We start from the raw sequence: 21,740 nt of genomic DNA, 5'->3' as shown, positions 1-21,740 counted from the left end.
CCGCGGACCCAGCGCCGATGAATATTTCGCGTCTCTTCATCCTGCGGCCGGTCGCGACTTCGCTCCTGATGATCGCGATGGTGCTGATCGGCCTCGTCGCGATGAAGTTCCTGCCGGTTTCCTCGCTGCCCGCGGTGGACTATCCCACCATCCAGGTGCAGACCTTCTATCCGGGCGCGAGCCCGAACGTGATGGCAACGACGGTCACGGCGCCGCTGGAAGTGCAACTGGGCGAGATCCCGGGCCTGCAGCAGATGATCTCGTACAGCTCCGAGGGCGCCTCCGTCATCACGCTGCAGTTCGACCTCTCGCTGAGTCTCGACGTGGCAGAGCAGAACGTGCAGCAGGCCATCAACGCGGCCAACAGCTTCCTGCCGAGCGGGCTGCCCGCGCCGCCGACCTACGCCAAGGTCAACCCGGCCGACCAGCCCATTCTCACGCTCGCGGTCACGTCGAAGTCGATGTCGCTCACGCAGTTGCAGGACGCGGCCAACAACCGTCTCGCGACCAAGATTTCCGAAGTGCCGGGCGTCGGCCTCGTCACGACGGCGGGCGGCAACGTGCCCGCCGTGCGCGTGGAGGCCGATCCGCAAAAGCTCGCCGCGTACGGCCTGAATCTCGACGACCTGCGCACGCTGCTCGCCAACGTCAACGTAAGCAATCCGAAGGGAAATTTCGACGGTCCCGAACTCAACTACACGATCAACTCCAACGACCAGATTTCGGACCCGAAGGACTACGAAGACACCGTCATCGCCTACCAGAACGGCTCACCCGTGTTCATGCGCGATGTGGCGCGCGTGTCCACGGCCGCGCAGGACGTGGAGCGCGGCGCCTGGTACAACAAGGCGTCCGCCATCGTGCTGAATGTGCAGCGCCAGCCGGGCGCGAACGTGATCGCCACTGTCAACCAGATCATGCGGCAGTTGCCGCAGCTCGAAGCGGCGCTGCCCGCGGGCATGCAGGTCACGGTGGTGTCGAACAGCGTGGGCGTGATCCGCGCTTCGGTGAGCGACGCGGCCTTCGAACTCGTGCTCGCCGTCGCGCTCGTGGTGGCGGTGATCTTCGTGTTCCTGCGCAACCTGCCCGCCACCATCATTCCGAGCATTTCGGTGCCGGTCTCGCTGATCGGCACGCTCGCGATCATGTACCAGCTCGGCTACTCGATCGACAACCTCTCGCTCATGGCGCTCATCATCGCCACGGGCTTCGTGGTGGACGACTCGATCGTGATGATCGAGAACATCGTGCGTTACCTCGAAGAAGGCGATAAACCCTTGCAGGCGGCGCTAAAAGGCGCGGGCCAGATCGGCTTCACGATTCTTTCGCTGACCATTTCGCTCATCGCCGTGCTGATTCCGCTGCTCTTCATGGGCGGCGTGATCGGGCGTCTCTTCAGCGAGTTCGCCGTGACGCTCGCCGTGACCATCGTGCTTTCGGCCGTGGTCTCCCTCACCGTCGTGCCGATGATGTGCGCGCGCATCCTGCGCGCGCAGGCCGAGCGTCACCCGAGCCGCTTCGAGCGCATCAGCGAAGGGCTGTTCGACAAGACGCTCAATGCCTACGAGCGCGGCCTGCGCTGGGTGCTCGACCACCAGTTGCTCACGCTCATCGTGTTCCTGGTGACGCTGGTGCTTACCGGGCTGCTGTATGTCGTGATTCCGAAAGGCCTGTTCCCGGTGCAGGACGTGGGCGTGCTGCAAGGCATCAGCGTGGCCGACAACTCCATTTCCTACCAGGCGATGGTGCACCGCCAGGCGGCGCTCGCCGAAGAAATTCTCAAGGACCCCGATGTTGTTTCGCTCACCTCGTATGTGGGTATCGACGGCATCAACAACACGCTCAACAACGGGCGTTTCCTCATCAACCTGAAGCCGCACGACGACCGCTCCGAAACCGCCGACGAAATCGGGCGGCGCATCCAGCAGTCGGTGGCGAAGGTGGCGGGCGTGCGTCTTTATGTGCAGCCCGAGCAGGATCTCACGCTCGACACCACGGTCTCGCGCAACCAGTACAACTTCGTGCTGCGCGGGCCGAACCAGGAGGCGTTCGACCAGTACGTGCCCGCGCTCATCGCACGCATGAAGCAGATTCCGTCGATCCGCGACGTCACGAGCGACCTCAACACGGATGGCCTGTCCGTGAACGTCGAGGTGAACCGCCAGCTTGCGGCGCGTTACGGCATCACGGCGGCGACCATCGACAACGCGCTCTACGACGCCTTGGGCCAGCGCATCGTTTCGACCATCTTCCAGCAGTCGGACCAGTACCGCGTGATTCTGGTGGCGAAGCCCGAGGCGCTGCCCACGGTCGAATCGCTCGGCGACCTGTATTTGCCGAGCCAGACGAGCAGCGAGGGCCAGGTGCCGCTCAAGGGCATCGCGAAGATCAGCATCACGCGCTCGCCGCTCATGATCAGCCACCTCGCGCAGTTCCCGTCGGTGACGATTTCGTTCAATCTCGCCGATGGCGCCTCGCTCTCCGCCGCCGTGCGCGACGTGCGCCGTGCCGAGGCCGCGGTGAAGCTGCCGCCTTCGATCACGTCGTCGTTCCAGGGCGCGGCGCAAGCGTTCGAAGACTCGCTTTCGAGCGAGGTGTATCTGCTGATCGCGGCGCTCGTGGCCGTCTATATCGTGCTGGGCGTGCTCTACGAGAGCTATGTGCACCCGGTCACGATTCTCTCGACGCTGCCCTCGGCCGGCATCGGCGCGCTGCTCGCGCTGATGATCGCCGGGAAGGACCTCGACGTGATCGGCATCATCGGCATCGTGCTGCTGATCGGCATCGTCAAGAAGAACGCCATCATGATGGTGGACTTCGCGCTCGAAGCCGAACGCGTGCAGGGCAAGCCGGCGCGCGAGGCGATTTTCGAGGCGTCGCTGCTGCGTTTCCGGCCCATTCTCATGACCACGCTCGCGGCCATGCTCGGCGCGCTGCCCATGCTGCTCGGCAGCGGCACGGGCTCGGAGCTGCGCCGCCCGCTCGGGCTTGCGATCATCGGCGGGCTCACGCTTTCGCAGATGCTCACGCTCTTCACGACGCCCGTAATCTATCTGTACTTCGACCGCCTCGCCGACCGCTTCGGGCGCAAGCGCAAGCCCGAAGGCAGCGCAGGCGGTGAAGCGCCGCCCGCGCCCGAGGGCACGCCGTGAACCTCTCGGCGCTCTTCATCCGGCGGCCGGTCGCGACTTCCCTGCTCGCGATCGCCATCCTCATTTCGGGGATGCTCGCCTTTTTCCGGCTGCCGGTGGCGCCGCTGCCCAACATCGCCTATCCGGTGATCGTGGTGCAGGCCAACATGGCGGGCGCGAGCCCGGACATCATGGCGTCCACCGTGGCCGAGCCGCTGGAGCGGCGCCTCGGCACTATCGCCGACGTGAGCCAGCTTACGTCGATCAGCAACACGGGCTCGTCGCTCATCATCGTCGTGTTCGGCCTGAACCGCGACATCAACGGCGCGGCGCGCGACGTGGAAGCCGCCATCCAGGCCGCGCGCGCCGACCTGCCCACCACGCTGCGCAGCAACCCGACCTACCGCCAGTACAACCCCGCGAGCGCGCCGATCATGGTGCTCGCGCTCACCTCGGACACGCTCACCAAGGCGCAGCTCTACGATTCCGCCGATTCGGTCATCATGCAGCAGCTCTCGCAGGTGGACGGCGTGGGCCAGATCACGCTGGGCGGCGGCGCGCTGCCCTCGGTGCGCGTGGAACTGGAGCCCGGCAAGCTCAACAGCTACGGCATCGGCCTCGAAGACGTGCGCGCCTCCATTGGCGCGGCCAACGCGAACAGCGCGAAAGGCCATATCGATCAGGGCAACCAGCGCTACACGGTGACTTCGAACGACCAGATAAGCAAGGCCGCGCCGTTTCGCGACGTGGTGATCGCGTATCGCAACGGCTCGCCCGTGTTCCTGCGCGACGTCGCCTCGGTCATCGACTCCAACGAAAACATCCGCAACGCGGGCCTCTACAACGGCAAGTCGGCCGTGCTCGTGATCGTCTACCCGATGCCGGGCAGCAACGTCGTGAAGACGGTCCAGCAGATTCGCGCGCGCCTGCCCTCCATCGAGGCCGCGCTGCCCGCCACGATCAAGGTGGATGTGGCGATCGACCGCTCCGAGTCCGTGCGCGCCTCCGTGGCCGACACCGAGCGCACGCTCTTCATCGCCGTGCTGCTCGTGATCGGCGTGGTGTTCGTGTTCCTGCTCTCGCCGCGCGCCACGCTCATTCCGGCCGTGGCGCTGCCGCTTTCCATCGTGGGCACGTTCGGGCCCATGTATCTGCTCGGCTACAGCATCGACAATCTCTCGCTCATGGCGCTCACCATCGGCACGGGCTTCGTGGTGGACGACGCCGTGGTGGTGCTCGAAAACATCGTGCGCCATATCGAGGCCGGCGTGGACCCGAAGGAAGCGGCGCTCAAAGGCGCGGGCGAAGTGGGCTTCACGGTGCTCTCCATGAGCCTGTCGCTCATCGCCGTGTTCCTGCCCATTCTGCTGATGCCCGGCATCGTGGGCCTGCTCTTTCACGAGTTCGCGATGACGCTCTCCATCGCCATCCTCATCTCGCTCGTGATCTCGCTCACCGTCACGCCGACCATGTGCGCCTACGTGCTCAAACGCGAGGCGCTGCACCGCAAGCCCTCGCGCGCGGCCGTGTGGATCGATGCGCAGTTCGAGCGTTTCAAGCAGTTCTACTCGCGCACGCTCGACGTCGCGCTCAACCATGCGCGGCTCACGATCTTCATCCTGGTCGCGCTGCTCGTGGGCAATGTGTTTCTCGCACGCCTCCTTTCCGGCACGTTCTTCCCCGAACAGGACACAGGCATCCTCATCGGGCAGATCATCGCCGACCAGAGCATTTCCTTCACGGCAATGGAGAAGAAGCTTGCGCAACTCCAGGCCATCGTGAAGGCCGATCCCGCCGTGCAGTCCGTAGCGGGCTTCACGGGCGGCCGCGCGCTCAATTCGGCCACCGTGTTCGTCGAATTGAAGCCGATCGCCGAGCGCCGTCTTTCGGCCACCGAGGTCGTGAACCGTCTGCGTCCCAAGCTCAACGCCGTTTCGGGCGCACGGCTTTTCATGCAGGCGCAGCAGGACTTGCAGATCGGCGGCCGGCAGTCGGCGGCCGAGTATCAGTACACGCTCACGAGCGACGACGCCGACGCCCTCTTTACCTGGGTGCCGCGCCTCGTGGACGAGCTGAACAAACACCGCAGCCAGATGATGGACGTGAATTCGGACCTTCAGCAAAATGGTCTGGAGGCCTACATGACGGTGCAGCGCACGACTGCCAAGCGCTACGGGTTCGACCCGAACCAGATCGACAACGTGCTGTACGACGCCTTTGGCCAACGCACCGTTTCGACCATCTACAACGCGATCAACCAGTATTTCGTGGTGATGGAAGTGGCGCCGCAATACTGGCAGTTTCCGCAGTCGTTCCAGAATATCTGGCTGAGCACGGCGGCGGGCAACGCAAGCGGCGCGGCGCAAACGCAAATGCCGTCCAGCGTCATCTCGGGCGTCACGCCCTTCACCGCCGTGACCACGACCGGCGCCGCGAACGGCAACACCAACGAGCGCAACGCCAACGCCGTGGCGAACCAGCAGAACAACGCGATTGCCAACAGCAAGGGCGGCAGTTCCAGCGGCAGCGCGGACAGCACGGCCGCCGAAACCATGGTGCCGCTCATGGCGCTCATGGACTGGAAAACGCACCATACGGCCACGCAGGTCAATCACCAGGGCACGGAAGTGGCGGGCACGATTTCGTTCAACCTGCCCAAGGGCGGCTCGCTTTCCGAGGCCGGCAACATCATCGAGCAGGCCGAGCGCGACATCGGCATGCCGGCCTCCATTCACGGCGCGTTCGCGGGCGCCGCGCAGGCCTACGCGCAGTCGATGGGCGTCGTGCCGCTGCTCATTGTCGCCGCGCTCGCCGTGGTCTATATCGTGCTGGGCGTGCTGTACGAAAACACCATCCACCCGCTCACGATTCTCTCCACGCTGCCCTCGGCCGGCATTGGCGCGATTCTCGCCATGCTGATCTTCGGCACGCCGTTTTCGGTGATCGCGATGATCGGCATCATCCTGCTCATCGGCATCGTGAAGAAAAACGGCATCATGATGGTCGACGTCGCCATCCAGTTGCAGCGCAACGAAGGCATGGAAGCGCGCCGCGCGATTCACGAAGCCGCCGTGGTGCGGCTGCGCCCGATCATGATGACGACCTTCGCCGCCGTGCTCGGCGCGCTGCCGCTCGCCATCGGCATCGGCCAGGGCGCGTCGCTGCGCCAGCCGCTCGGCGTGACGGTGATGGGCGGCCTGCTGCTCAGCCAGGTCTTTACCCTATACACCACGCCGGTGATATACCTGTTCCTCGACCGCCTGCGCGCACGCCTCGCGCGCTGGGCCGCGCGCCTGCCGTGGAATCGCCAGGCCGATGAGAGCGCATCATGACGAATATTCCCTTTACCCGATCGCTCACGCGAATGTTGATTTCCGCCGCCATCAAAGGCACGCGCCCGCTGCCGCTCAGCCCTCTCGTGCCTTTCGCCGCCGCGCTGCTGCTCGCGGGCTGCATGGTGGGGCCGGATTACCGCCGGCCCCAGGTCGCCGTGCCCGCCACGTGGAAGGAACTGCCCGGCTGGACCCAGGCCCAGCCGGATGCGGCGCAGGGCCCGAAGGGCGAATGGTGGACCGCCTTCCAGGACCCGCTGCTCGATGAACTGGAACCGCTCGTCGAGGTCTCGAACCAGACCGTGCGGCAAAGCTACGCAAACTACCAGGAAGCGCTCGCCGAAGTGCGCGTCGCGCGCGCGAGCCTCTTTCCGACCATCGGCATTACCGGTTCCCTCGCGCGCGAGCGCTCCTCCACGGGCACGCTCAGCAGCGTGAGCAGCATCACCTCCACGCCGAACGGCGCGCGCATCGTCAACGGAGGCACGCTCGAAGGCAACGCGAGCTGGGACATCGACCTCTGGGGCCAGGTGCGCCGGCAGATCGAGGAACAGTCGGCCACGGCGCAGGCAAGCGAAGCGACGCTGGCCAACGCTACGTTGTCCGAACAAATCGCGCTGGCGAACGCCGTGATCGATCTGCGCATCACCGACGCCGATATCGACCTGCTCACGCATACCGTGCAGGCCTACACGGACTTCCTGCGCGTGGTGTCCAACCAGGACCAGGCGGGCACCGTTCCGCCGTCCGACCTCGTTTCCGCGCGCACGCAGCTCGAGTCCACCCGTGCGAGCCTGATCGCGCTGGGCGTGGCGCGCGCGCAATACGAGCACGCCATTGCCGTGCTCGTGGGCCGCAACCCGGAAGAGGTCGATATTCCGCACAGCACGCAGATCCCCGCGCTGCCTGTCATTCCCGCCGGCGTGCCGTCCACGCTGCTGCAGCGGCGGCCCGACATCGCGACCGCCGAACGCCAGATGGCGTCGGCCAACGCGTCGATCGGCGTGGCGGTGGCCGCGTACTATCCGTCGATCTCGCTCTCCGCGCTCGATGGCTTCACGCAGTCGCCGCTTTCGGGCCTGCTGCACATGAGCAACTACGTGTGGTCTCTCGGCGCGAGCGCCACGCAGACGATCTTCGACGGCGGCCAGCGCAGCGGCCAGGTGGCGGCGGCGCGCGCGAGCTACGACGCGGCGGTGGCGAACTATCGCGGAACGGTGCTGACAGCATTCCAGGGCGTGGAAAACGATCTCTCCGCGCTGCGCATTCTCGCGCAGCAGGCCGAAGCGCTCGACGCCGCCGTGCACGACGCCATACGCGGCGCGCAGATCGCGCAAAACGAATACGAGGCGGGAACCGTGGACTACACGACGGTCGCCACGGCGCTCGCCACGCAGGTGACGAATCAGCAGAGCGCGCTCAATGTGCAGCAGCAACGGCTGCTCGATACGGCTTCGCTGATCGGCGACCTGGGCGGCGGCTGGTCCGGGCAACTGCACGATGCGCAGCATCCCACGCGCGCGGTGACGCCGGCTTCCGACGCTGCTGCGGCCTCCGGGGCGGCGGCCACGAACGGTTCTACGAGCGTGGAAGCGAGCCGCGCGCAGGGCGCCGCGGCGAGTCCCTGAGCGAGCGCGAGCGCGCTACGCGCGCGGCTGCGTTTCCGAAGCGGCTGTCACCGGCATGGCGGAGGCCGGCAGGCCGAACACGGCGTCGAAGATCAGGTTGTAGACGTAGTTGTAGACGAGAAAAAACACCGAGAGGCCGATATCCATCGCGAACGCCTCGACCAGCGACACCTGCAGCGTGAGCGCGATCATCGGCACGAGAAACACCACGAGGCCGCCCTCGAAGCCGGCCGAATGCGCAATGCGGCGCAACACGCCGCGCCCGCGTTTGGCCTGGCGCGCTTCCCAGCGCTCGAACAGCAGGTTGTAGACGAAGTTCCAGCCCACCGCGATCAGCGAGGAAAACACCGCCGCCGCGCCCGCGCGGTTCATGCCGCTGCCCGAGAGCGACGCGAAGCTCGTGCCGGTAATCAGGATCGCTATGCCCTCGAACAACGTGACGTACACGATCCGGCGTTTGATACCCTGCATGGACGAATGCTCCTCATGCGGCTTCTGCGTAACTTCGGGCAGGTCTCGCCGCGATTCACGGCGATTCACAGCGAGACGCCTCGCGAATCAACCGAGGTCGGTGAACACCGAAGCCGCGGACAGACGCGACTTCGGCAGCTTCGCGTTGAAGTCGTCGGCGCTGCGGTAGCCGAGGCCGATCACCACGAGCGCGGCGAGGCCCTGCTCGCGCAGGCCCAGTTCCGCGTCGAGCGCCTGGGCGTTGAAGCCTTCCATCGGGCAGGCGTCGATTTCGAGCGTCGATGCGCCGATCAGCAGCGTGCCGAGCGCGAGATACGCCTGCTTCTCCATCCACGCGGGCAGGTCGTTGCGTTCGCGATGCAGGTTCACGTAGAACGAGCGCGTCTTTTCCTGGCCCGACTTCGCTTCGGCATTGGCGAAGCGGCCGTCCGCCTCTTCCTGCGCGAGCACTTCGGCGAGGTGGGCTTCGTCCATGTCGGTGCGCACGCACAGCACCATCACGTGCGAGGCGCGCATGACTTTCGGTTCGTTGTATGCGAAACCTTCCATGCCCCTCGCGATACGCGCGCGTGCGGCGTCGCTTTCCGCCAGCACGAAATGCCACGGCTGCGAGTTCACCGACGACGGGCTGAAGCGGATCAATTCCTTCAACTCGTCGATGACGGCGGCGGGAATCTTGCGGGCGGGATCGAACGCCTTGGTGGCGTGACGGGCTTTTGCGAAGCGGGTGAGGTTCAAGCGGTTTTCTCCTTCGTGTGCGGCCTGCCCTGGCGGCGGCCGGCAAGGCGCACATCGTACCAGCATCGCGCGCCGGCCGCGGGCGCGGTCTGCGCGCAAGCCGCCCCTGCGCTATGCTTGAAGACTGATATTGCCGCGACACCGTACGCGCAACGCACCAGCCGCGCGTCGCATCGCGGCCCGCAAGGAGAACAGCGATCATGCGCCAGGCCATCCATCATCTGCCAGTCAGCACGCGCACGCGCGGGCTCGTCGAAATCAGCGAGGAAGTGCGCGCGTTCGTGCGCGAGCAGCGTATCGCCACCGGCTTGCTCACCCTCTTTTGCCGCCACACGTCCGCGTCGCTCGTCATCCAGGAAAACGCCGATCCCTCCGTGCGCCGCGATCTCGAACGCTACTTCGAGCAGCTCGCACCCGAAAACCCGCAGCGCTACGAGCATGACACCGAAGGCCCCGACGACATGCCCGCGCATTTGCGCACGGCGCTCACGCACACCCAGCTCTCGATTCCGGTCGAGCACGGCGCTCCCGTGCTGGGCACGTGGCAGGGCATCTATGTGTTCGAACATCGGCGCGCGGCGCACACTCGCGAGATCGTGCTGCATCTGATCGGCGAATAAGCACCTCAGGTGCGTGCACACAAATCCCGTACGCAAGCGCTATGCTTGCGACTTTCGTTCAACCGACTCACCAGGGGTTGCTCCAGATGAAACAGTCCGCCGGTTCCATGATTTCCTTCACCCGCCCTGACGGCCAGTCGCTCCAGGGTTATCTCGCCCGGCCGGAAAAAGCCGAGGGCGCGCCCGCCATCGTCGTGATCCAGGAGTGGTGGGGCTTGAACGACCAGATTCGCGGCGTGGCCGACCGGCTCGCGCAGGCCGGTTACTTCGCGCTCGTGCCCGATCTCTATCGCGGCAAGACCACGGTGGAACAGGAAGAGGCCCACCATCTGATGACGGGCCTCGACTTCGCGGACGCAGCCTCGCAAGACGTCTACGGCGCGGTCACTTATCTGAAGACGCTCACGGACCGCGTGGGCGTGACGGGCTACTGCATGGGCGGCGCGCTCACGCTGCTCGCGGCCGCCATGGTCCCGGGCCTCTCGGGCGCCGTGGTGTGGTACGGCTTCCCGCCGCTCGAATACATCGACGCGAGCAAGATCACCGCGCCCATCCTCGGCCACTTCGCGACCCAGGACCAGGTATTCAGCATCGAAACCGTGGCGGAACTCGAAACGAAGCTCACGAACGCCAACGTGGACGTCGAATTCCATCGCTATCTCGCCCACCACGCGTTCGCGAACGAGACCGCCGTGGGCCCGACCCGCATCGCCATCACGCAGTACGACCCGGTCTGGGCGCAACTCGCGTGGGACCGCTCGCTGACGTTCTGGGGCCGCACGCTGTGGCCGCAACGCGCGGCGAGCTGAAGCGCCGGCAGCGGGCCGCGTTCGCGCCCGGATTTGTCGTAGAATCGGCGTCGCCCTGTCTCGCACGGGCGACGCCTTTTTGCATTGCAGCGCCTTCGTCCCTCTCACGCTCTCGCGGAGACTTCATGACGCCGCTCATCCTCCAGCGCCCTGCGCTTTTGTTCGTCGTGCTGATCGTGGTGCTGCCGCTTGCCGCCTGGCTGGGCACGAGCCTGCTGCACCGATGCTTCCCGCTCGCCGAGGAGGCGCGCGAGAACTACAAGATCGTGCAGGGCGCGACGCTCACGCTGCTCGCGCTCCTGATCGGTTTCACGCTTTCGATGGCCGTGAGCCGCTACGACCAGCGCAAAAACCTGGAAGAGGAAGAAGCCAACGCGATCGGCACCGAGTATCTGCGCGCGGAACTGCTTGGCGCGGAGGGCGCGGCGCAGACCAAGGCGCTGCTCGCGCGCTACGTGCAGGCGCGCATCCAGTTCTATGTTGCGCGCGACGCGGCCAGTATCGATCAGATCAATCGCACGACCGGCGAGCTTCAGACGCAGCTCTGGGCGAACGTGCGCGACGCCGCGAAGGCGCAACCGAATCCGGTCATGGCGCTCGTGGTCGGCGGCATGAACGACGTCATTAACTCACAGGGCTACACGCAGGCGGCCTGGATCAATCGCATTCCCGTCGCCGCGTGGGTGTTGATGGTCGCAATCGCCATCTTCAGCAACGTGATGCAGGGCTACGGCGCGCACGGCCAGGTCGGCCGGCGCGTGCTGCTGCTCGTGCTGCCCATTACGGTGACGCTTTCGCTCACGCTCATCGCCGATATCGACAGCCCGCGCGGCGGCTTGATTCGCGTCGCGCCGCTCAATCTGTTCAGCCTCGCGAAATCCATCCCGGCGAATCCTTGAGCGCTGTCCCGCCGCCGCGCACACTCACGCCGAACCCCGTAATCCCATGAAAGTCATCCGCTCGAAAACCTTCACCGCCGGCCGCCCCTGGGGCGCGCTCGACATCGCCAACATGAACGGCACCACCGTACGCCTGCACTGGACCGACCAGCCGTACAAATGGCACGTCAACGACGGCGAGGAAGTGTTCGCCGTGCTCGACGGCGTGGTCGACATGCACTACCGCGAAGGCGGCGCGGAACATGTCGCCGTGCTCGAAGCCGGCGACGTGTTTTTCGCGGGCGTGGGCTGCGAGCATGTCGCGCATCCGCGCGGCGAAGCCCGCATTCTCGTGGTCGAGCGCGAAGGCAGCGTGTAAGCCGCGAAAGCGACGAAAGCCCGCGGCTTGCGGCGAAAACACGGCGCGCGCCCTTTCCTCTAAACTGGGCAGCTTCACTTCGCATCCGGTTTCCCGGTCGAGCCGTCGCGCGCTTCGCACGGCTCGCGCCGGCGCTAAAGGACATCAAGGACCTCAAGGACTTCAAGGACCTCGCATGAACGACCTTTCCGCATTTCCCGTCACCCGCAAGTGGCCCGCGCTGCACCCCGAGCGCATCCAGCTCTATTCGCTGCCCACGCCCAATGGCGTCAAGGTGTCGATCATGCTGGAGGAAAGCGGCCTGCCCTACGAGCCGCATCTGGTGCGCTTCGACTCGAACGACCAGATGTCGCCGGAATTTCTCTCGCTGAATCCCAACAACAAGATCCCGGCGATCCTCGATCCGAACGGCCCGGGCGGCGAACCGCTCGCGCTCTTCGAGTCGGGTGCGATCCTCATCTATCTCGCCGACAAATGCGGCCGCTTCCTCGCGCGCGAAGGCGCGGCGCGCTACGAAACGATCCAGTGGGTCATGTTCCAGATGGGCGGCATCGGACCGATGTTCGGCCAGGTGGGCTTCTTCCACAAGTTCGCGGGCAAGGAGTACGAGGACAAGCGTCCGCGCGACCGCTACGTCGCCGAATCGCGGCGCCTGCTCGCCGTGCTCGATCAGCGCCTCGAGGGGCGCAAGTGGATCATGGGCGACGAGTACACCATCGCCGATATCGCCACGTTTGGCTGGGTGCGCAACCTTGTTGGCTTCTACGAAGCCGGCGACCTCGTGGGCTACGCCGATTTCAGGAACGTCGCGCGCGTGCTCGCGGCATTCGTCGCCCGGCCGGCGGTCGAGCGCGGGCTCAACATTCCGGCGCGCGGCTGACGCGCATCGCGCGCGACCGTGGCACTCGCTTCGCCGGAGCAGCGGCCTCTGATCGCGCCCCGAAATCAGCGGTGGATTTTGGGTAAACTGGAACGCATGGAAACCTGCCGTTATTGCGGAAAACTGCGCGACGAATGGGACTGCCACGGGCCAGCCTGCCGCCAGGCAATCGCGCAGGCGCTGCGCCGCCAGCGCAAGGGGTTGCCGATGGTGGCGAACGTGATTCGCAATGAAATCCCCGCCGACGCCACCACCGGCCAGATCATCACCGTGCTTTCGCGCCAGCGCCAGCGCGCGCGGCGCGGCAACGAGGAACGGCGCGAGCGCAAGGCGCTGGATATTCCCGAAGGCGAGTAAGGCGACGCCGCGAATCTGGGCGCCACCAGTCTGTCCCGATGCGCAAGCGTGCCTGAAAACGCGTCAGCCCCCGGGCGATTTCCTGCCAACGCCCGATCTCGCCTAAACTCCCGGTTGGCTCACCGCGCCTTTCGCTGGACCGGCGCATATCCTGATCGACTGACTTATGTTCTCGCTTCCCGACATTCTCCCCTCCGACAAACCCGCCCTCTACGAAACGCTCGCCGCGCAGGCGCGCTCGCTGATCGAAGGCGAAACCGACGTCATCGCGAACGCGGCGAATTTCGCTTCGCTCGTGTTTCATTCGCTCGATGGTCTGAACTGGGCGGGTTTCTATTCGTTCGACGGCACCGAACTCGTGGTCGGCCCGTTCCAGGGCAAACCGGCGTGCGTGCGCATTTCCCTGGGCAAGGGCGTATGCGGCACGGCGGCGGCTACGCGGCAAACGCAGGTGGTGCCCGACGTGCACGCCTTCGCGGGACATATTGCTTGCGATTCTGCATCGCAGTCGGAAATCGTCGTGCCGCTCGTCACGCCGGACGGCGAACTGCTTGGCGTATGGGACGTGGACAGCCCGCACCTCGCGCGCTTCGACGAAGAAGACGCGAAGGGCATGGAATTGCTGTGCCGCACGTTCGTCGAGTATGGGATGAAGCGACGTTGAAGCGGCGTTGAAGCGACCTTGAACCGACGTTGCGGCGAAGCGCGCAAGGCGCTGGCTTTGCGCGTTATTCGCCGCCAGCGTGGCGCGCCCGCGCGGCGAGCGCCTCCTCCACGCGCCGCAGAACATCGTCCCACGCGCCGTTCGCGCCCTGACGGAAAAGCCGCGCGGTGGGATACCACGGCGAGTCGTCCCCGTCCCCGAGCCAGCGCCAGCACGCGCCGTAGCGCGAAAGCACCCACACCGGCTTGCCGAGCGCGCCGGCCAGGTGCGCCATCGAGGTATCCACGGTAATCACGAGATCGAGATTCGCGACGATCGCCGCCGTATCGGCGAAATCGCGCACTTCGTCCATCGGGTCGAACGGGCGCAGGGCGGCGGGAAGTCCGGCGATTTGCGGTCGCGTCGTCGCCCCGAGTTGCAGGCTCACGAAGGTCACGCCCGGCGTGCGCAGCAGCGGAACGAATGCGCGCGCGTCGAGGGAGCGGCGCTGGTCGATGGCGTGCGAACCCGCCTTGTCCTCGCTCGGATTACCGGCCCACACGAGGCCGACCTTCAGCGCCCCGGCGGGCAGCCGGGCGCGCCACGCCTGCGCCGCAGCTTCGTTCGCATGCAGATACGGCACGCGCGCCGGAATCGACGCGACCGTGGTGCCGAAGCGCAGCGGCAGGCTCATGGTCAGGCACCAGAAGTCGTGACGCTCGATGATGCCCCGCCCGTCGAGCGCGATCACCCGGTCGGCGCCCGCGAGCGTTTCGAATAACCGCGCGAGTGCCGGCGCACAGGCGATGCTCACCTGCGCCGCGCCGAGCGCCTTGAGCATCGGCACGTAGCGGCAGAATTGCAGACAGTCGCCGAGGCCCTGCTCGGGCCACACGAGAATCGACTTGCCCGCGAGCGCTTCGCCCTGCCACTGCGGATACGGCACGGGCGGTCGCGCCACGCCGCCCTCGCCCATCGACGGTTCGTGACGCGCTTCGTACAACGGCCACGCCGCCTCGTACGCTCCCAGACGCAGCAGCGGCAACGCCAGGTTCACGCGCGCCGCCGCATAGTCGGGGCGCAGCGCGAGCGCGCGCCGATACGGCTCGATCGACGCCTCGACCTGGCCGAGTTGCCACAGCGCGTTGCCAAGATTGTTGTGGATTTCCGGATGAGAGTCGTCGAGCGCGAGGGCGCGCCGGCACGCTGCCTCCGATTCCGGCAGGCGGTTCATCTCCTTGTACAGCAGGCCCAGGTTGTTCCACGCCGCGACATGATCCGGATGCTGCGCGAGCACCGCGAGATACGCGGCTTCGGCTTGCGCAAGACGGCCAACACGCCACATCAGCAGGCCCTGGTTGAACAGCACTCCCGGATGATGCGGGTCGATCTCCAGCGCGCGCGAAAGCTCGGCTTCGGCTTCGTTGGCGCAGCCGTCGTTCATCAGCGCCAGGGCAAGATCGGCGCGCGCGGACATGTCGTCGGGGCGAATCGACAGCACGCGCCGGTACGCGTGACTCGCGGCCGCGAAGCGGCCCCGGCGGTACAGCCACGCGCCGAGCCCACGGTACGCTTGAGCCTGCGCGTCGGGCGTGGCAAACGGCGCGGCCGCGCGGTCGGGCGCGCCGCCGGCGAGCGTACGGGCAGCCAGTTCCAGCGCTCGGGCGTGGGCAGGCTGGGCGTGCAGCACGCGTTCGAGCGCGCCGAGCGCGGCCTCGTGCCGGCCTTCCGTGTGCGCCGCCAGCGCTTCATGCCAGGCGGCGTGCCAGGCGGCGTCTAGGGGCTGTGGGTGGGCGGCGGACGTGTTCATCGGCGTTCTCATGAGGGCAAAGCGGGAGGGCAAAGCGGAAAGGCAAAGCGCTTGCGGCGCGAAACCTCTTAATCTACGACCGTCTCATAGAGCCGGCCATTGGCAAATTCCGAAATCGCGCCCCCACGTCATTCGAACGGGCGGCAGGAACGATTCGACCCTGATCAGGATGCCGAAACGTCTGACGTGTTCGCCTTGACGAAATCGACGAATGCGCGCAGCGGCGCGGGCAGGTGCCGCCGCCCCGGATAGTAGAGAAATGGGCCGGGAAACGAGACGTCCCAGTCTTCGAGCAAGCGCACGAGCGCGCCGCTTCGGATGTGCGGCAACAGCATCTCTTCAAACAGATACACGATGCCGACGCCGTCGAGCGCCATGTTGATCAGCAGATCGAGCGCCGCGCCGGGACGCACGACGAGCGGCGCGGGCGGGTCGAGGCGCAGCACTTCGCCAGCGCGCTCGAATTGCCACAGCGGCATCGCGCCACCCGCGAACTGCACGCGCAGGCAAGCGTGCTCCAGCAATTCGCGCGGATGTTCAGGCCGCCCGCGCGCCGCGAGATACGCGGGCGAAGCGACCGCCGCGAAGCGCTCCACGCGCGGGCCGATGGGAAGCGCGATCATGTCCTGCTCCAGACGCTCGTCGTAGCGGATACCGGCGTCGCAACCGATCTGCAGCACGTCGACGAAACCATCCTCCACCACCACTTCCACCCGAATCTCGGGATACGCGCGATGAAACGGCGCGAGCACGCCAGGGAGAATGGTGCGCGCCGCGCTCGCGGGCACGTTGAGCTTGAGCGTGCCCGCGGGCTTTTCGCGGTAGCCGTTGAGCACGTCGAGCGCCGCTTCCAGCTCGCTGAAAAGCGGCGTGATCGATTCGAGCAGCCGCTGCCCCGCCTCGGTCGGCGCGACGCTGCGCGTGGTGCGGTTCAACAGCCGCAGCCCCAGCTTCGCCTCCAGCCTGCGCACCGCCGCGCTCAGGCTCGACGCCGAGACGCCGCCAGCACGCGCCGCGTCGCGAAACCCGCCCGCGCGCGCCACCGAAACGAAAGCGGCCAGATCGTTCATTTCCATCGGCATGGTTCCCTTCGCGTAGTTCTCACTCGTTGTTCGATTTTACGCACAGGGGAATCCGATCAGAACGAATTATCGGACAATTGGAAACACCGATACTGCCGCAAGCCAGTTATTGCGCCATGTGATCAGGGGAAACGGCAGCCGGCGGCAAACAGCGAGCGCCGTATCGCCGGATTCGCGTCAACAGGTAAGCAGCGGGCGCTGCGTACCGCGTGGAGGGCGCATCGGGGACCCCGTGCGCGCGCGCCACGCCGCTTACGCCTGTGCCTTACCTATGGCGTCGAGTTGCCCTAACACCTCGGCGGAAAGCGTGAGCGTGGCCGCCGCCATGTTCTCCCGCAGGTGAACCACCGAAGATGTCCCTGGAATCAGCAGGATATTGGGTGAACGGTGCAGCAACCAGGCGAGCGCGACGGCCATTGGCGTGACATGGAGCGAGTGCGCGATTTGCGAGAGCGCCGTCGACTGGATCGGCGTGAAGCCGCCGAGCGGAAAGAACGGCACGTAAGCGATGCCGCGTGCCGCCAGCGCGTCGATCAGCGCATCGTCGTCGCGGTGTACGAGGTTGTAGTGGTTCTGGACACAGGCGATAGGCGTGATCTTTTCCGCGTCGTCAATCTGCTTCGCGGTCGCATTCGACACGCCGATGTGGCGCACGAGCCCACGCTCGCGCAGGCTGGCGAGCATCTCCATCTGTGGCTCTACCGGACCCTCGGCGGGTTTGTGCACATCGCCCATGATGCGCAGATTCACGACGTCGATAGCGTCGATGCCAAGATTGCGCAGATTGTCGTGCACTGCGCGTTCGATGTCTGCGGGACCCTGTGCAGCCAGCCACGCGCCCTTGTCGTCACGCACGGCGCCGACCTTCGTGACGATAGTGAGATCGGCCGGATAGGGATGTAGCGCCTCGCGGATGATCTGGTTTGTTACGTGCGGGCCATAGAAGTCGCTCGTGTCGATATGGTTCACGCCGAGTTCAAGCGCCAGACGCAGGACCGCGATGGCTTGCGCGCGGTCCTTCGGCGGCCCGAACACGCCTGGGCCGCTTAGCTGCATGGCGCCGTAGCCCATGCGGCCAACAGTGCGTCCCGCGAACACAAAGGTATCGGCGGGTCCAGGAGTATGGCCAGTCGTTTGGGGCATGACGTTCTCCGCGAAAAGGGAATGGTTGCAGTATCGATAATGACGCGCAGCGCGACAATCCGGCCCAGTCCGCACGGGCTGTGCAAAAGAACGCACACCAGGATCCCCTCCCTGCAGGAAGCAATCGCTCCACGGGGTTCGCCAGCACCCTCAGGGTCCCCGAACCAACGCGACGGGGCAATGGCGAACTCCTGATCGTCGGGCACGTCTTCGCATGCCCACGCGACGAACCCATCGGGACGCACCAATACGGCGCGCACTCCTTGCCGCTCTTTGGCATCGGTCGCGACGTAATTGAGACGCTTCCGCCAACGGCTCGCCAGCGCCCGAAGCGATGCGCCCGAATCGAAGTCCAGCGGGAGTCCCCGCCCGTCGCGCAGCCAGTTGCCGACTCTCGTCCCGTCGACCAGCTCGAAATCGGGAACGCTACGACCTGTCATCGGATGACCGCTGCCGAGATCGTAGCGAAGCGAAACACCCCTACGCGCTCAGCAAAATACGTCGCGCCATCCCGTGTCTCGATGAGATCCCGGACAATCGCTGCGAGGGCGCGCGTGCTCGGGGTGGGCCGCATGAGCGCGACCTGCGTGCGCGACCAATCGAGAACGCTTGCTCCCACCGGATGCCGTTCGAGCGAATAGCTGTCGAGCAGACCGGCCTGTGCGTCGCCAAGGACAGTGTTGCATCCAGTGTGCGGGCACCACGGCCTCGCGGGCTGAATCATCGGCGCGTTGCATGGCGATGACTTCGTCCAGCAAGCCGCGACGGTAGAGCGCTTCGAGGGTGGGGGCCGAGAGGCCGCGCATTCCGAACGCCAGGCGCTTCAAGGGAGAATGCGGCGCCTGGGCTCGCTCCAGCACCAGGACCGGGAGATCCCGCAGGCGCAGTTCGCAGGCGAGAAACAGGCCAACGGGGCCGGCTCCGGCAATGACGACGTCGTACAGATGGGAATGATGATTGTGCATGCACGGCTCCTTAGTCGATGTTCGACCGGAGCGTTCCCCAGATGAAGAACCGCACGGACGAACGTGTGGACGCCTGGGCGGCGTCCGATGTTCGTCGTGGGGATCTCATGCACGAGGCCGCTCGGTCTCTCGGAGAGTCTCTATGCGCTTGAGCCAGCGGCGGCCCAAGCGGCAACTCCTGGCTCCCCCAGTCCATGCCGCTTCCCACTGGGTATGGCGTTGTGAACATGCCGAAGTTTCCGGTCGCGAGTGGGACCAAATGGGAGGCCGTTCCTCTGGTTTCCGCAAGCTACGACCGCTTCTTCATTGGCGCCAATCCAGATGCGGCGTCGCTTGTTTCGCTCGGCGCTTACCTCTACCGTGACGCAAACTGGCGGGTTGGCGTCGCGCTCACGTACGATTTCATCGAACCACGCAGTGAATCCGACGACGCCCGACTCAATGGCCTCGGTGACATCAAGCGCACAGCGCATGCTGAGCTGTTCGGCGTCTACTCGCGGCAATTCATTGCAGCGCGTGCCAGCGTACTCACCGACATCGCGGGCAACGATCGCGGGGCAGTGATCACGTTCGATGTTCTCGCGAAATACGAACCGCTGGCTGGACTTACACTGACCGCTGGCCCCGGATTTACGTGGGCGAGCGGGCCAGTATAACGAGACCTACTTTGGCGTAAATTCCGAACAGAGCAGCCGCTCCGGGTTGCCTGTTTTCTCCGCAAGCTCCGGAATCAATCAGCTGCGTTTCTCGATTGGCGGCGTGTACCGGTTCGCCACGCACTGGAACATCGGGGCAAACATCGCCTTTGGATGGCTGCGCGGTGATGCAACCGATAGCCCAATCACGGAAAAAACCAGCCAGATATCGTACGGCCTGTTTTGCAGCTATGCGTTCTAGAAGTTATTGGCGTGGTGTGATTGATCCTTTCTGTGACTTTTTCTGAAGAATGCAAACGTTTTTTGTGTATGTGCCAGTCATTAGTAATCCTTAAAGGCCGCCGCGTTCGTGGCTGAAGACGTGAACGCGCGATTTGAGCTACAGTGGTTCTGCAGTCAACAAGATCGTGAGCCGTCCCGACAACGCTTCGGGTTCCCGCTCCAGGGCGCTCAGCGCATGGGACTGAATCCGGACTAGCCGAAGAGATTGCGCCATGCAAAATTTTCCGGTTGCTTACTGTGGCCCTGCGAGCGTCCCCGCCAGCTTCTGGATACGCTGGAATACGGACCCACTGCTACTCGGGGCGCTTGCTGCGCTCGCGTTCGTCGTCGCGCGCGGCCGGTCGGCCAATGCGCGAGCGGGCTGGGCAGCGATCGCACTGATGGCCGTCATATTCGTTTCCCCACTCTGCGCCCTGTCTTCGGCATTGTTTTCGGCGCGCGTGACGCATCACATCATTCTGATCGCGGCTGTTGCGCCGCTACTCGCCATTGCTTTCCCGATGCCGCGTCTCGCCAATCCGCCGCTCGCACCGGTCGTCGCCGCGCATGCGTGCTTCATCTGGCTCTGGCATGCGCCGGGGCTCTACGCATGGGGACTTTCCACGGTCCCCGCTTACTGGCTCATGCAGATCACGCTGCTTGGAAGCGCCTGGCTGATGTGGCGCGGCATCTTCGCGCCGTCCGTGCAGACAGGCGCCGCATTGATCGCGCTCGTCGCGACCATCGGGCACATGGGTCTACTCGGCGCGCTGATCGTATTCGCGCCGGTACCGCTGTATGCCGTGCATTTCGAAACCACGGCTGCCTGGGGACTGACTCCGCTCGCCGATCAACAACTAGCCGGTCTATTGATGTGGGTGCTCGCAATGGTCCCTTATCTCATCGCGGGACTGCGGATCGTCTGGTCCGGACTGCGCGTCAGCGTGCCTCATCTGTGACGACCGTTCTCAAATTCATTCATCTGGGCGCGATTGCCATCTGGTCGGGCGGCCTCATCGCGCTACCCTTCCTGTTCGGGCAGCGCCGGGCGCTTACGGCCACCGCCGATCTCGACCGGCTGCACCGCGTCACACGGCTGATTTATGTGGAACTGACCTCGCCTGCCGCTTTCGTGGCGATCGCCAGCGGCACCGCACTGATCTTCCTGCAGGCTACGTTCGTGGAGTGGTTTTCCGCGAAGATGGTGCTGGTCGGCATCATGGCGATGCTGCACGTGGTGGCCGGTCTCGTGCTTCATCAACTCTATTCACCCAACGGACATTTCAGCCGGCTCTCGGAGATCGCGCTAACCACGGCCTACGTTGTCGTCATCGTTGCGATCATCTGGGTCGTGCTGGCCAAGCCGCATATCGACTCGACCCTGATCGCCTCGCATCTGTTCGAACCCGGCGGCCTTGGCCGATGGCTGCATCAGTCCTTCGGCGACACGAGAATACCCACGCCATGATCGAAGACGAGCTTGCCTCCATGCCAGCCGGCGAAGCCCGTCATCACCGAGGCCAGTGCCGACAGCGCGAGCCCATGCGGCAAAACCTCGTTGGGAAAGAAGAGACGCACGCCCCAATTGGCGCCCGCGATGGCAACGAGCGTCATGGCGGCCACCGCATGGGACCAGCTTGCCTCGCGCAGCCGGATGCCGCGCACGAGCAGCAGTTCGGCCGTGCCGACGGCACTCGCGCACACGCCGCTCCAGAACGCGAACCCGGCGGCCCACAGACCCGCCCGCACCCAGAACGGATCGCCCGTCCACCAGTAGATGACGTCCACCCCCAGGGTAGCGACGACGAACGCGATCGGAAAATGCACCATCATCACGTGAATCGGATGACCGACGAATGCAACAGCCGAACCTGCATCGAGTCGCAGCAACTCCAGGAGCACTTCGCTCCTGGCTTCGGCTCCGGTGTCGTCCTGCTTTGCCATGATGGAAGCTCCT

General features: G+C 65.4%; 22 protein-coding genes. 14 read left to right on the top strand and 8 right to left on the bottom strand.

The features are described 5' to 3' along the window. The first annotated feature begins 17 nt into the window (after nt 1-17). From U5768_RS20585 to U5768_RS20575, 3 genes are read left to right on the top strand one after another with little or no spacing between them, the layout of a single operon-like run. Entirely contained in the window at nt 18-3,152 is a 3,135-nt protein-coding gene (locus tag U5768_RS20585) for an efflux RND transporter permease subunit (protein ID WP_322032244.1), read from the top strand. Beyond that, the gene (locus U5768_RS20580; RefSeq protein WP_322032243.1) at nt 3,149-6,463 is read left to right on the top strand and encodes an efflux RND transporter permease subunit; all 3,315 of its coding nucleotides are present in this window, start codon (nt 3,149-3,151) and stop codon (nt 6,461-6,463) included. The genes U5768_RS20585 and U5768_RS20580 overlap by 4 nt, the downstream gene beginning before the upstream one ends. Continuing rightward, a complete protein-coding gene (locus tag U5768_RS20575; RefSeq protein WP_322032242.1) occupies nt 6,460-8,091 on the top strand; it encodes an efflux transporter outer membrane subunit in 1,632 nt (543 codons plus the stop codon). Before U5768_RS20580 ends, U5768_RS20575 begins: the two co-directional genes overlap by 4 nt. 15 nt (nt 8,092-8,106) lie before the next feature. On the opposite strand, the gene U5768_RS20570 is transcribed toward U5768_RS20575, so the two are convergent. Next, nucleotides 8,107-8,562, bottom strand: a complete 456-nt coding sequence (locus U5768_RS20570; protein ID WP_322032241.1) for a PACE efflux transporter — start codon at nt 8,560-8,562, stop codon at nt 8,107-8,109. Between the two features lie 87 nt (nt 8,563-8,649). Beyond that, nucleotides 8,650-9,300, bottom strand: coding sequence for an oxygen-insensitive NAD(P)H nitroreductase (gene nfsB / locus U5768_RS20565; protein WP_322032240.1), 651 nt, complete (start codon nt 9,298-9,300; stop codon nt 8,650-8,652). 200 nt (nt 9,301-9,500) lie between these two features. Between nfsB and U5768_RS20560 the strand changes: the two genes are divergently transcribed. From U5768_RS20560 to U5768_RS20530, 7 genes are all read left to right on the top strand, one after another. After that, complete coding sequence (locus U5768_RS20560; RefSeq protein ID WP_322032239.1) at nt 9,501-9,920, top strand: secondary thiamine-phosphate synthase enzyme YjbQ; 420 nt, start codon at nt 9,501-9,503, stop codon at nt 9,918-9,920. A gap of 86 nt (nt 9,921-10,006) precedes the next feature. Beyond that, nucleotides 10,007-10,729: a dienelactone hydrolase family protein gene (locus U5768_RS20555; protein ID WP_322032238.1), complete on the top strand. Its 723-nt coding sequence runs from the start codon at nt 10,007-10,009 to the stop codon at nt 10,727-10,729. A gap of 125 nt (nt 10,730-10,854) precedes the next feature. Continuing rightward, entirely contained in the window at nt 10,855-11,628 is a 774-nt protein-coding gene (locus U5768_RS20550; protein WP_322032237.1) for a hypothetical protein, read from the top strand. Between the two features lie 46 nt (nt 11,629-11,674). Further along, the gene (locus U5768_RS20545; RefSeq protein ID WP_322032236.1) at nt 11,675-11,986 is read left to right on the top strand and encodes a cupin; all 312 of its coding nucleotides are present in this window, start codon (nt 11,675-11,677) and stop codon (nt 11,984-11,986) included. Between the two features lie 175 nt (nt 11,987-12,161). After that, nucleotides 12,162-12,866 (top strand): glutathione S-transferase N-terminal domain-containing protein, encoded by a 705-nt coding sequence (locus tag U5768_RS20540; RefSeq protein WP_322032235.1) that lies wholly within the window; start codon nt 12,162-12,164, stop codon nt 12,864-12,866. Nucleotides 12,867-12,962: 96 nt separating this feature from the next. Next, nucleotides 12,963-13,223 carry a hypothetical protein gene (locus U5768_RS20535; RefSeq protein WP_322032267.1) on the top strand — a complete coding sequence of 87 codons (261 nt, stop codon included), beginning with the start codon at nt 12,963-12,965 and terminating at the stop codon, nt 13,221-13,223. Between the two features lie 166 nt (nt 13,224-13,389). Then, the gene (locus U5768_RS20530) at nt 13,390-13,887 is read left to right on the top strand and encodes a GAF domain-containing protein (protein WP_322032234.1); all 498 of its coding nucleotides are present in this window, start codon (nt 13,390-13,392) and stop codon (nt 13,885-13,887) included. Between the two features lie 64 nt (nt 13,888-13,951). Here U5768_RS20530 and U5768_RS20525 read toward each other — a convergent pair whose 3' ends face one another. The 5 genes from U5768_RS20525 to U5768_RS31985 form a co-directional block, all read right to left on the bottom strand. Then, a complete protein-coding gene (locus tag U5768_RS20525; protein WP_322032233.1) occupies nt 13,952-15,676 on the bottom strand; it encodes a tetratricopeptide repeat protein in 1,725 nt (574 codons plus the stop codon). 164 nt (nt 15,677-15,840) lie between these two features. Next, a complete protein-coding gene (locus U5768_RS20520; protein ID WP_322032232.1) occupies nt 15,841-16,752 on the bottom strand; it encodes a LysR family transcriptional regulator in 912 nt (303 codons plus the stop codon). Nucleotides 16,753-17,010: 258 nt separating this feature from the next. Continuing rightward, entirely contained in the window at nt 17,011-17,901 is an 891-nt protein-coding gene (locus U5768_RS20515; protein WP_322032231.1) for an aldo/keto reductase family oxidoreductase, read from the bottom strand. Beyond that, on the bottom strand, nt 17,805-18,341 hold the full coding sequence (locus tag U5768_RS31990) for a hypothetical protein (protein WP_415913947.1): 537 nt from the start codon (nt 18,339-18,341) through the stop codon (nt 17,805-17,807). The genes U5768_RS20515 and U5768_RS31990 overlap by 97 nt, the downstream gene beginning before the upstream one ends. A 48-nt stretch (nt 18,342-18,389) precedes the next feature. Next, complete coding sequence (locus U5768_RS31985; protein ID WP_415913946.1) at nt 18,390-18,866, bottom strand: FAD-dependent oxidoreductase; 477 nt, start codon at nt 18,864-18,866, stop codon at nt 18,390-18,392. Between the two features lie 194 nt (nt 18,867-19,060). Between U5768_RS31985 and U5768_RS20505 the strand changes: the two genes are divergently transcribed. The 4 genes from U5768_RS20505 to U5768_RS20495 all read left to right on the top strand — a co-directional run bounded on the left by U5768_RS20505 (nt 19,061) and on the right by U5768_RS20495 (nt 21,251). After that, nucleotides 19,061-19,522, top strand: a complete 462-nt coding sequence (locus U5768_RS20505; RefSeq protein WP_322032230.1) for a MipA/OmpV family protein — start codon at nt 19,061-19,063, stop codon at nt 19,520-19,522. A gap of 46 nt (nt 19,523-19,568) precedes the next feature. Next, nucleotides 19,569-19,763 carry a MipA/OmpV family protein gene (locus tag U5768_RS31980; protein WP_415913945.1) on the top strand — a complete coding sequence of 65 codons (195 nt, stop codon included), beginning with the start codon at nt 19,569-19,571 and terminating at the stop codon, nt 19,761-19,763. Between the two features lie 253 nt (nt 19,764-20,016). Further along, complete coding sequence (locus tag U5768_RS20500) at nt 20,017-20,742, top strand: cytochrome c oxidase assembly protein (protein ID WP_322032229.1); 726 nt, start codon at nt 20,017-20,019, stop codon at nt 20,740-20,742. Continuing rightward, nucleotides 20,739-21,251, top strand: coding sequence for a CopD family protein (locus tag U5768_RS20495; protein ID WP_322032228.1), 513 nt, complete (start codon nt 20,739-20,741; stop codon nt 21,249-21,251). Before U5768_RS20500 ends, U5768_RS20495 begins: the two co-directional genes overlap by 4 nt. Here the strand turns inward: U5768_RS20495 and U5768_RS20490 are convergent. Continuing rightward, nucleotides 21,215-21,727 (bottom strand): DUF2231 domain-containing protein, encoded by a 513-nt coding sequence (locus U5768_RS20490; protein WP_322032227.1) that lies wholly within the window; start codon nt 21,725-21,727, stop codon nt 21,215-21,217. The genes U5768_RS20495 and U5768_RS20490 overlap by 37 nt on opposite strands. Nucleotides 21,728-21,740: the final 13 nt, after the last annotated feature.

The organism is Paraburkholderia sp. J76, assembly GCF_905220295.1.
Classification (GTDB): domain Bacteria; phylum Pseudomonadota; class Gammaproteobacteria; order Burkholderiales; family Burkholderiaceae; genus Paraburkholderia.
The sequence above is the reverse complement of the archived record's forward strand: the minus strand, read 5'-3'. Positions and strand labels throughout refer to the sequence as shown.

Coding starts and splice junctions, on each gene's coding strand:
- U5768_RS20490 (WP_322032227.1), bottom strand. CDS start 21,727: ATGGCAAAGCAGGACGACACCGGAGCCGAAGCCAGGAGCGAAGTGCTC.
- U5768_RS20555 (WP_322032238.1), top strand. CDS start 10,007: ATGAAACAGTCCGCCGGTTCCATGATTTCCTTCACCCGCCCTGACGGC.
- U5768_RS20535 (WP_322032267.1), top strand. CDS start 12,963: ATGGAAACCTGCCGTTATTGCGGAAAACTGCGCGACGAATGGGACTGC.
- U5768_RS20570 (WP_322032241.1), bottom strand. CDS start 8,562: ATGCAGGGTATCAAACGCCGGATCGTGTACGTCACGTTGTTCGAGGGC.
- U5768_RS20520 (WP_322032232.1), bottom strand. CDS start 16,752: ATGGAAATGAACGATCTGGCCGCTTTCGTTTCGGTGGCGCGCGCGGGC.
- U5768_RS20545 (WP_322032236.1), top strand. CDS start 11,675: ATGAAAGTCATCCGCTCGAAAACCTTCACCGCCGGCCGCCCCTGGGGC.
- U5768_RS20500 (WP_322032229.1), top strand. CDS start 20,017: ATGCAAAATTTTCCGGTTGCTTACTGTGGCCCTGCGAGCGTCCCCGCC.
- U5768_RS20525 (WP_322032233.1), bottom strand. CDS start 15,676: ATGAACACGTCCGCCGCCCACCCACAGCCCCTAGACGCCGCCTGGCAC.
- U5768_RS20540 (WP_322032235.1), top strand. CDS start 12,162: ATGAACGACCTTTCCGCATTTCCCGTCACCCGCAAGTGGCCCGCGCTG.
- U5768_RS20550 (WP_322032237.1), top strand. CDS start 10,855: ATGACGCCGCTCATCCTCCAGCGCCCTGCGCTTTTGTTCGTCGTGCTG.
- U5768_RS31985 (WP_415913946.1), bottom strand. CDS start 18,866: ATGCACAATCATCATTCCCATCTGTACGACGTCGTCATTGCCGGAGCC.
- U5768_RS20505 (WP_322032230.1), top strand. CDS start 19,061: ATGCCGCTTCCCACTGGGTATGGCGTTGTGAACATGCCGAAGTTTCCG.
- U5768_RS20560 (WP_322032239.1), top strand. CDS start 9,501: ATGCGCCAGGCCATCCATCATCTGCCAGTCAGCACGCGCACGCGCGGG.
- U5768_RS31990 (WP_415913947.1), bottom strand. CDS start 18,341: ATGACAGGTCGTAGCGTTCCCGATTTCGAGCTGGTCGACGGGACGAGA.
- U5768_RS20530 (WP_322032234.1), top strand. CDS start 13,390: ATGTTCTCGCTTCCCGACATTCTCCCCTCCGACAAACCCGCCCTCTAC.
- U5768_RS20575 (WP_322032242.1), top strand. CDS start 6,460: ATGACGAATATTCCCTTTACCCGATCGCTCACGCGAATGTTGATTTCC.
- U5768_RS20585 (WP_322032244.1), top strand. CDS start 18: ATGAATATTTCGCGTCTCTTCATCCTGCGGCCGGTCGCGACTTCGCTC.
- U5768_RS20515 (WP_322032231.1), bottom strand. CDS start 17,901: ATGCCCCAAACGACTGGCCATACTCCTGGACCCGCCGATACCTTTGTG.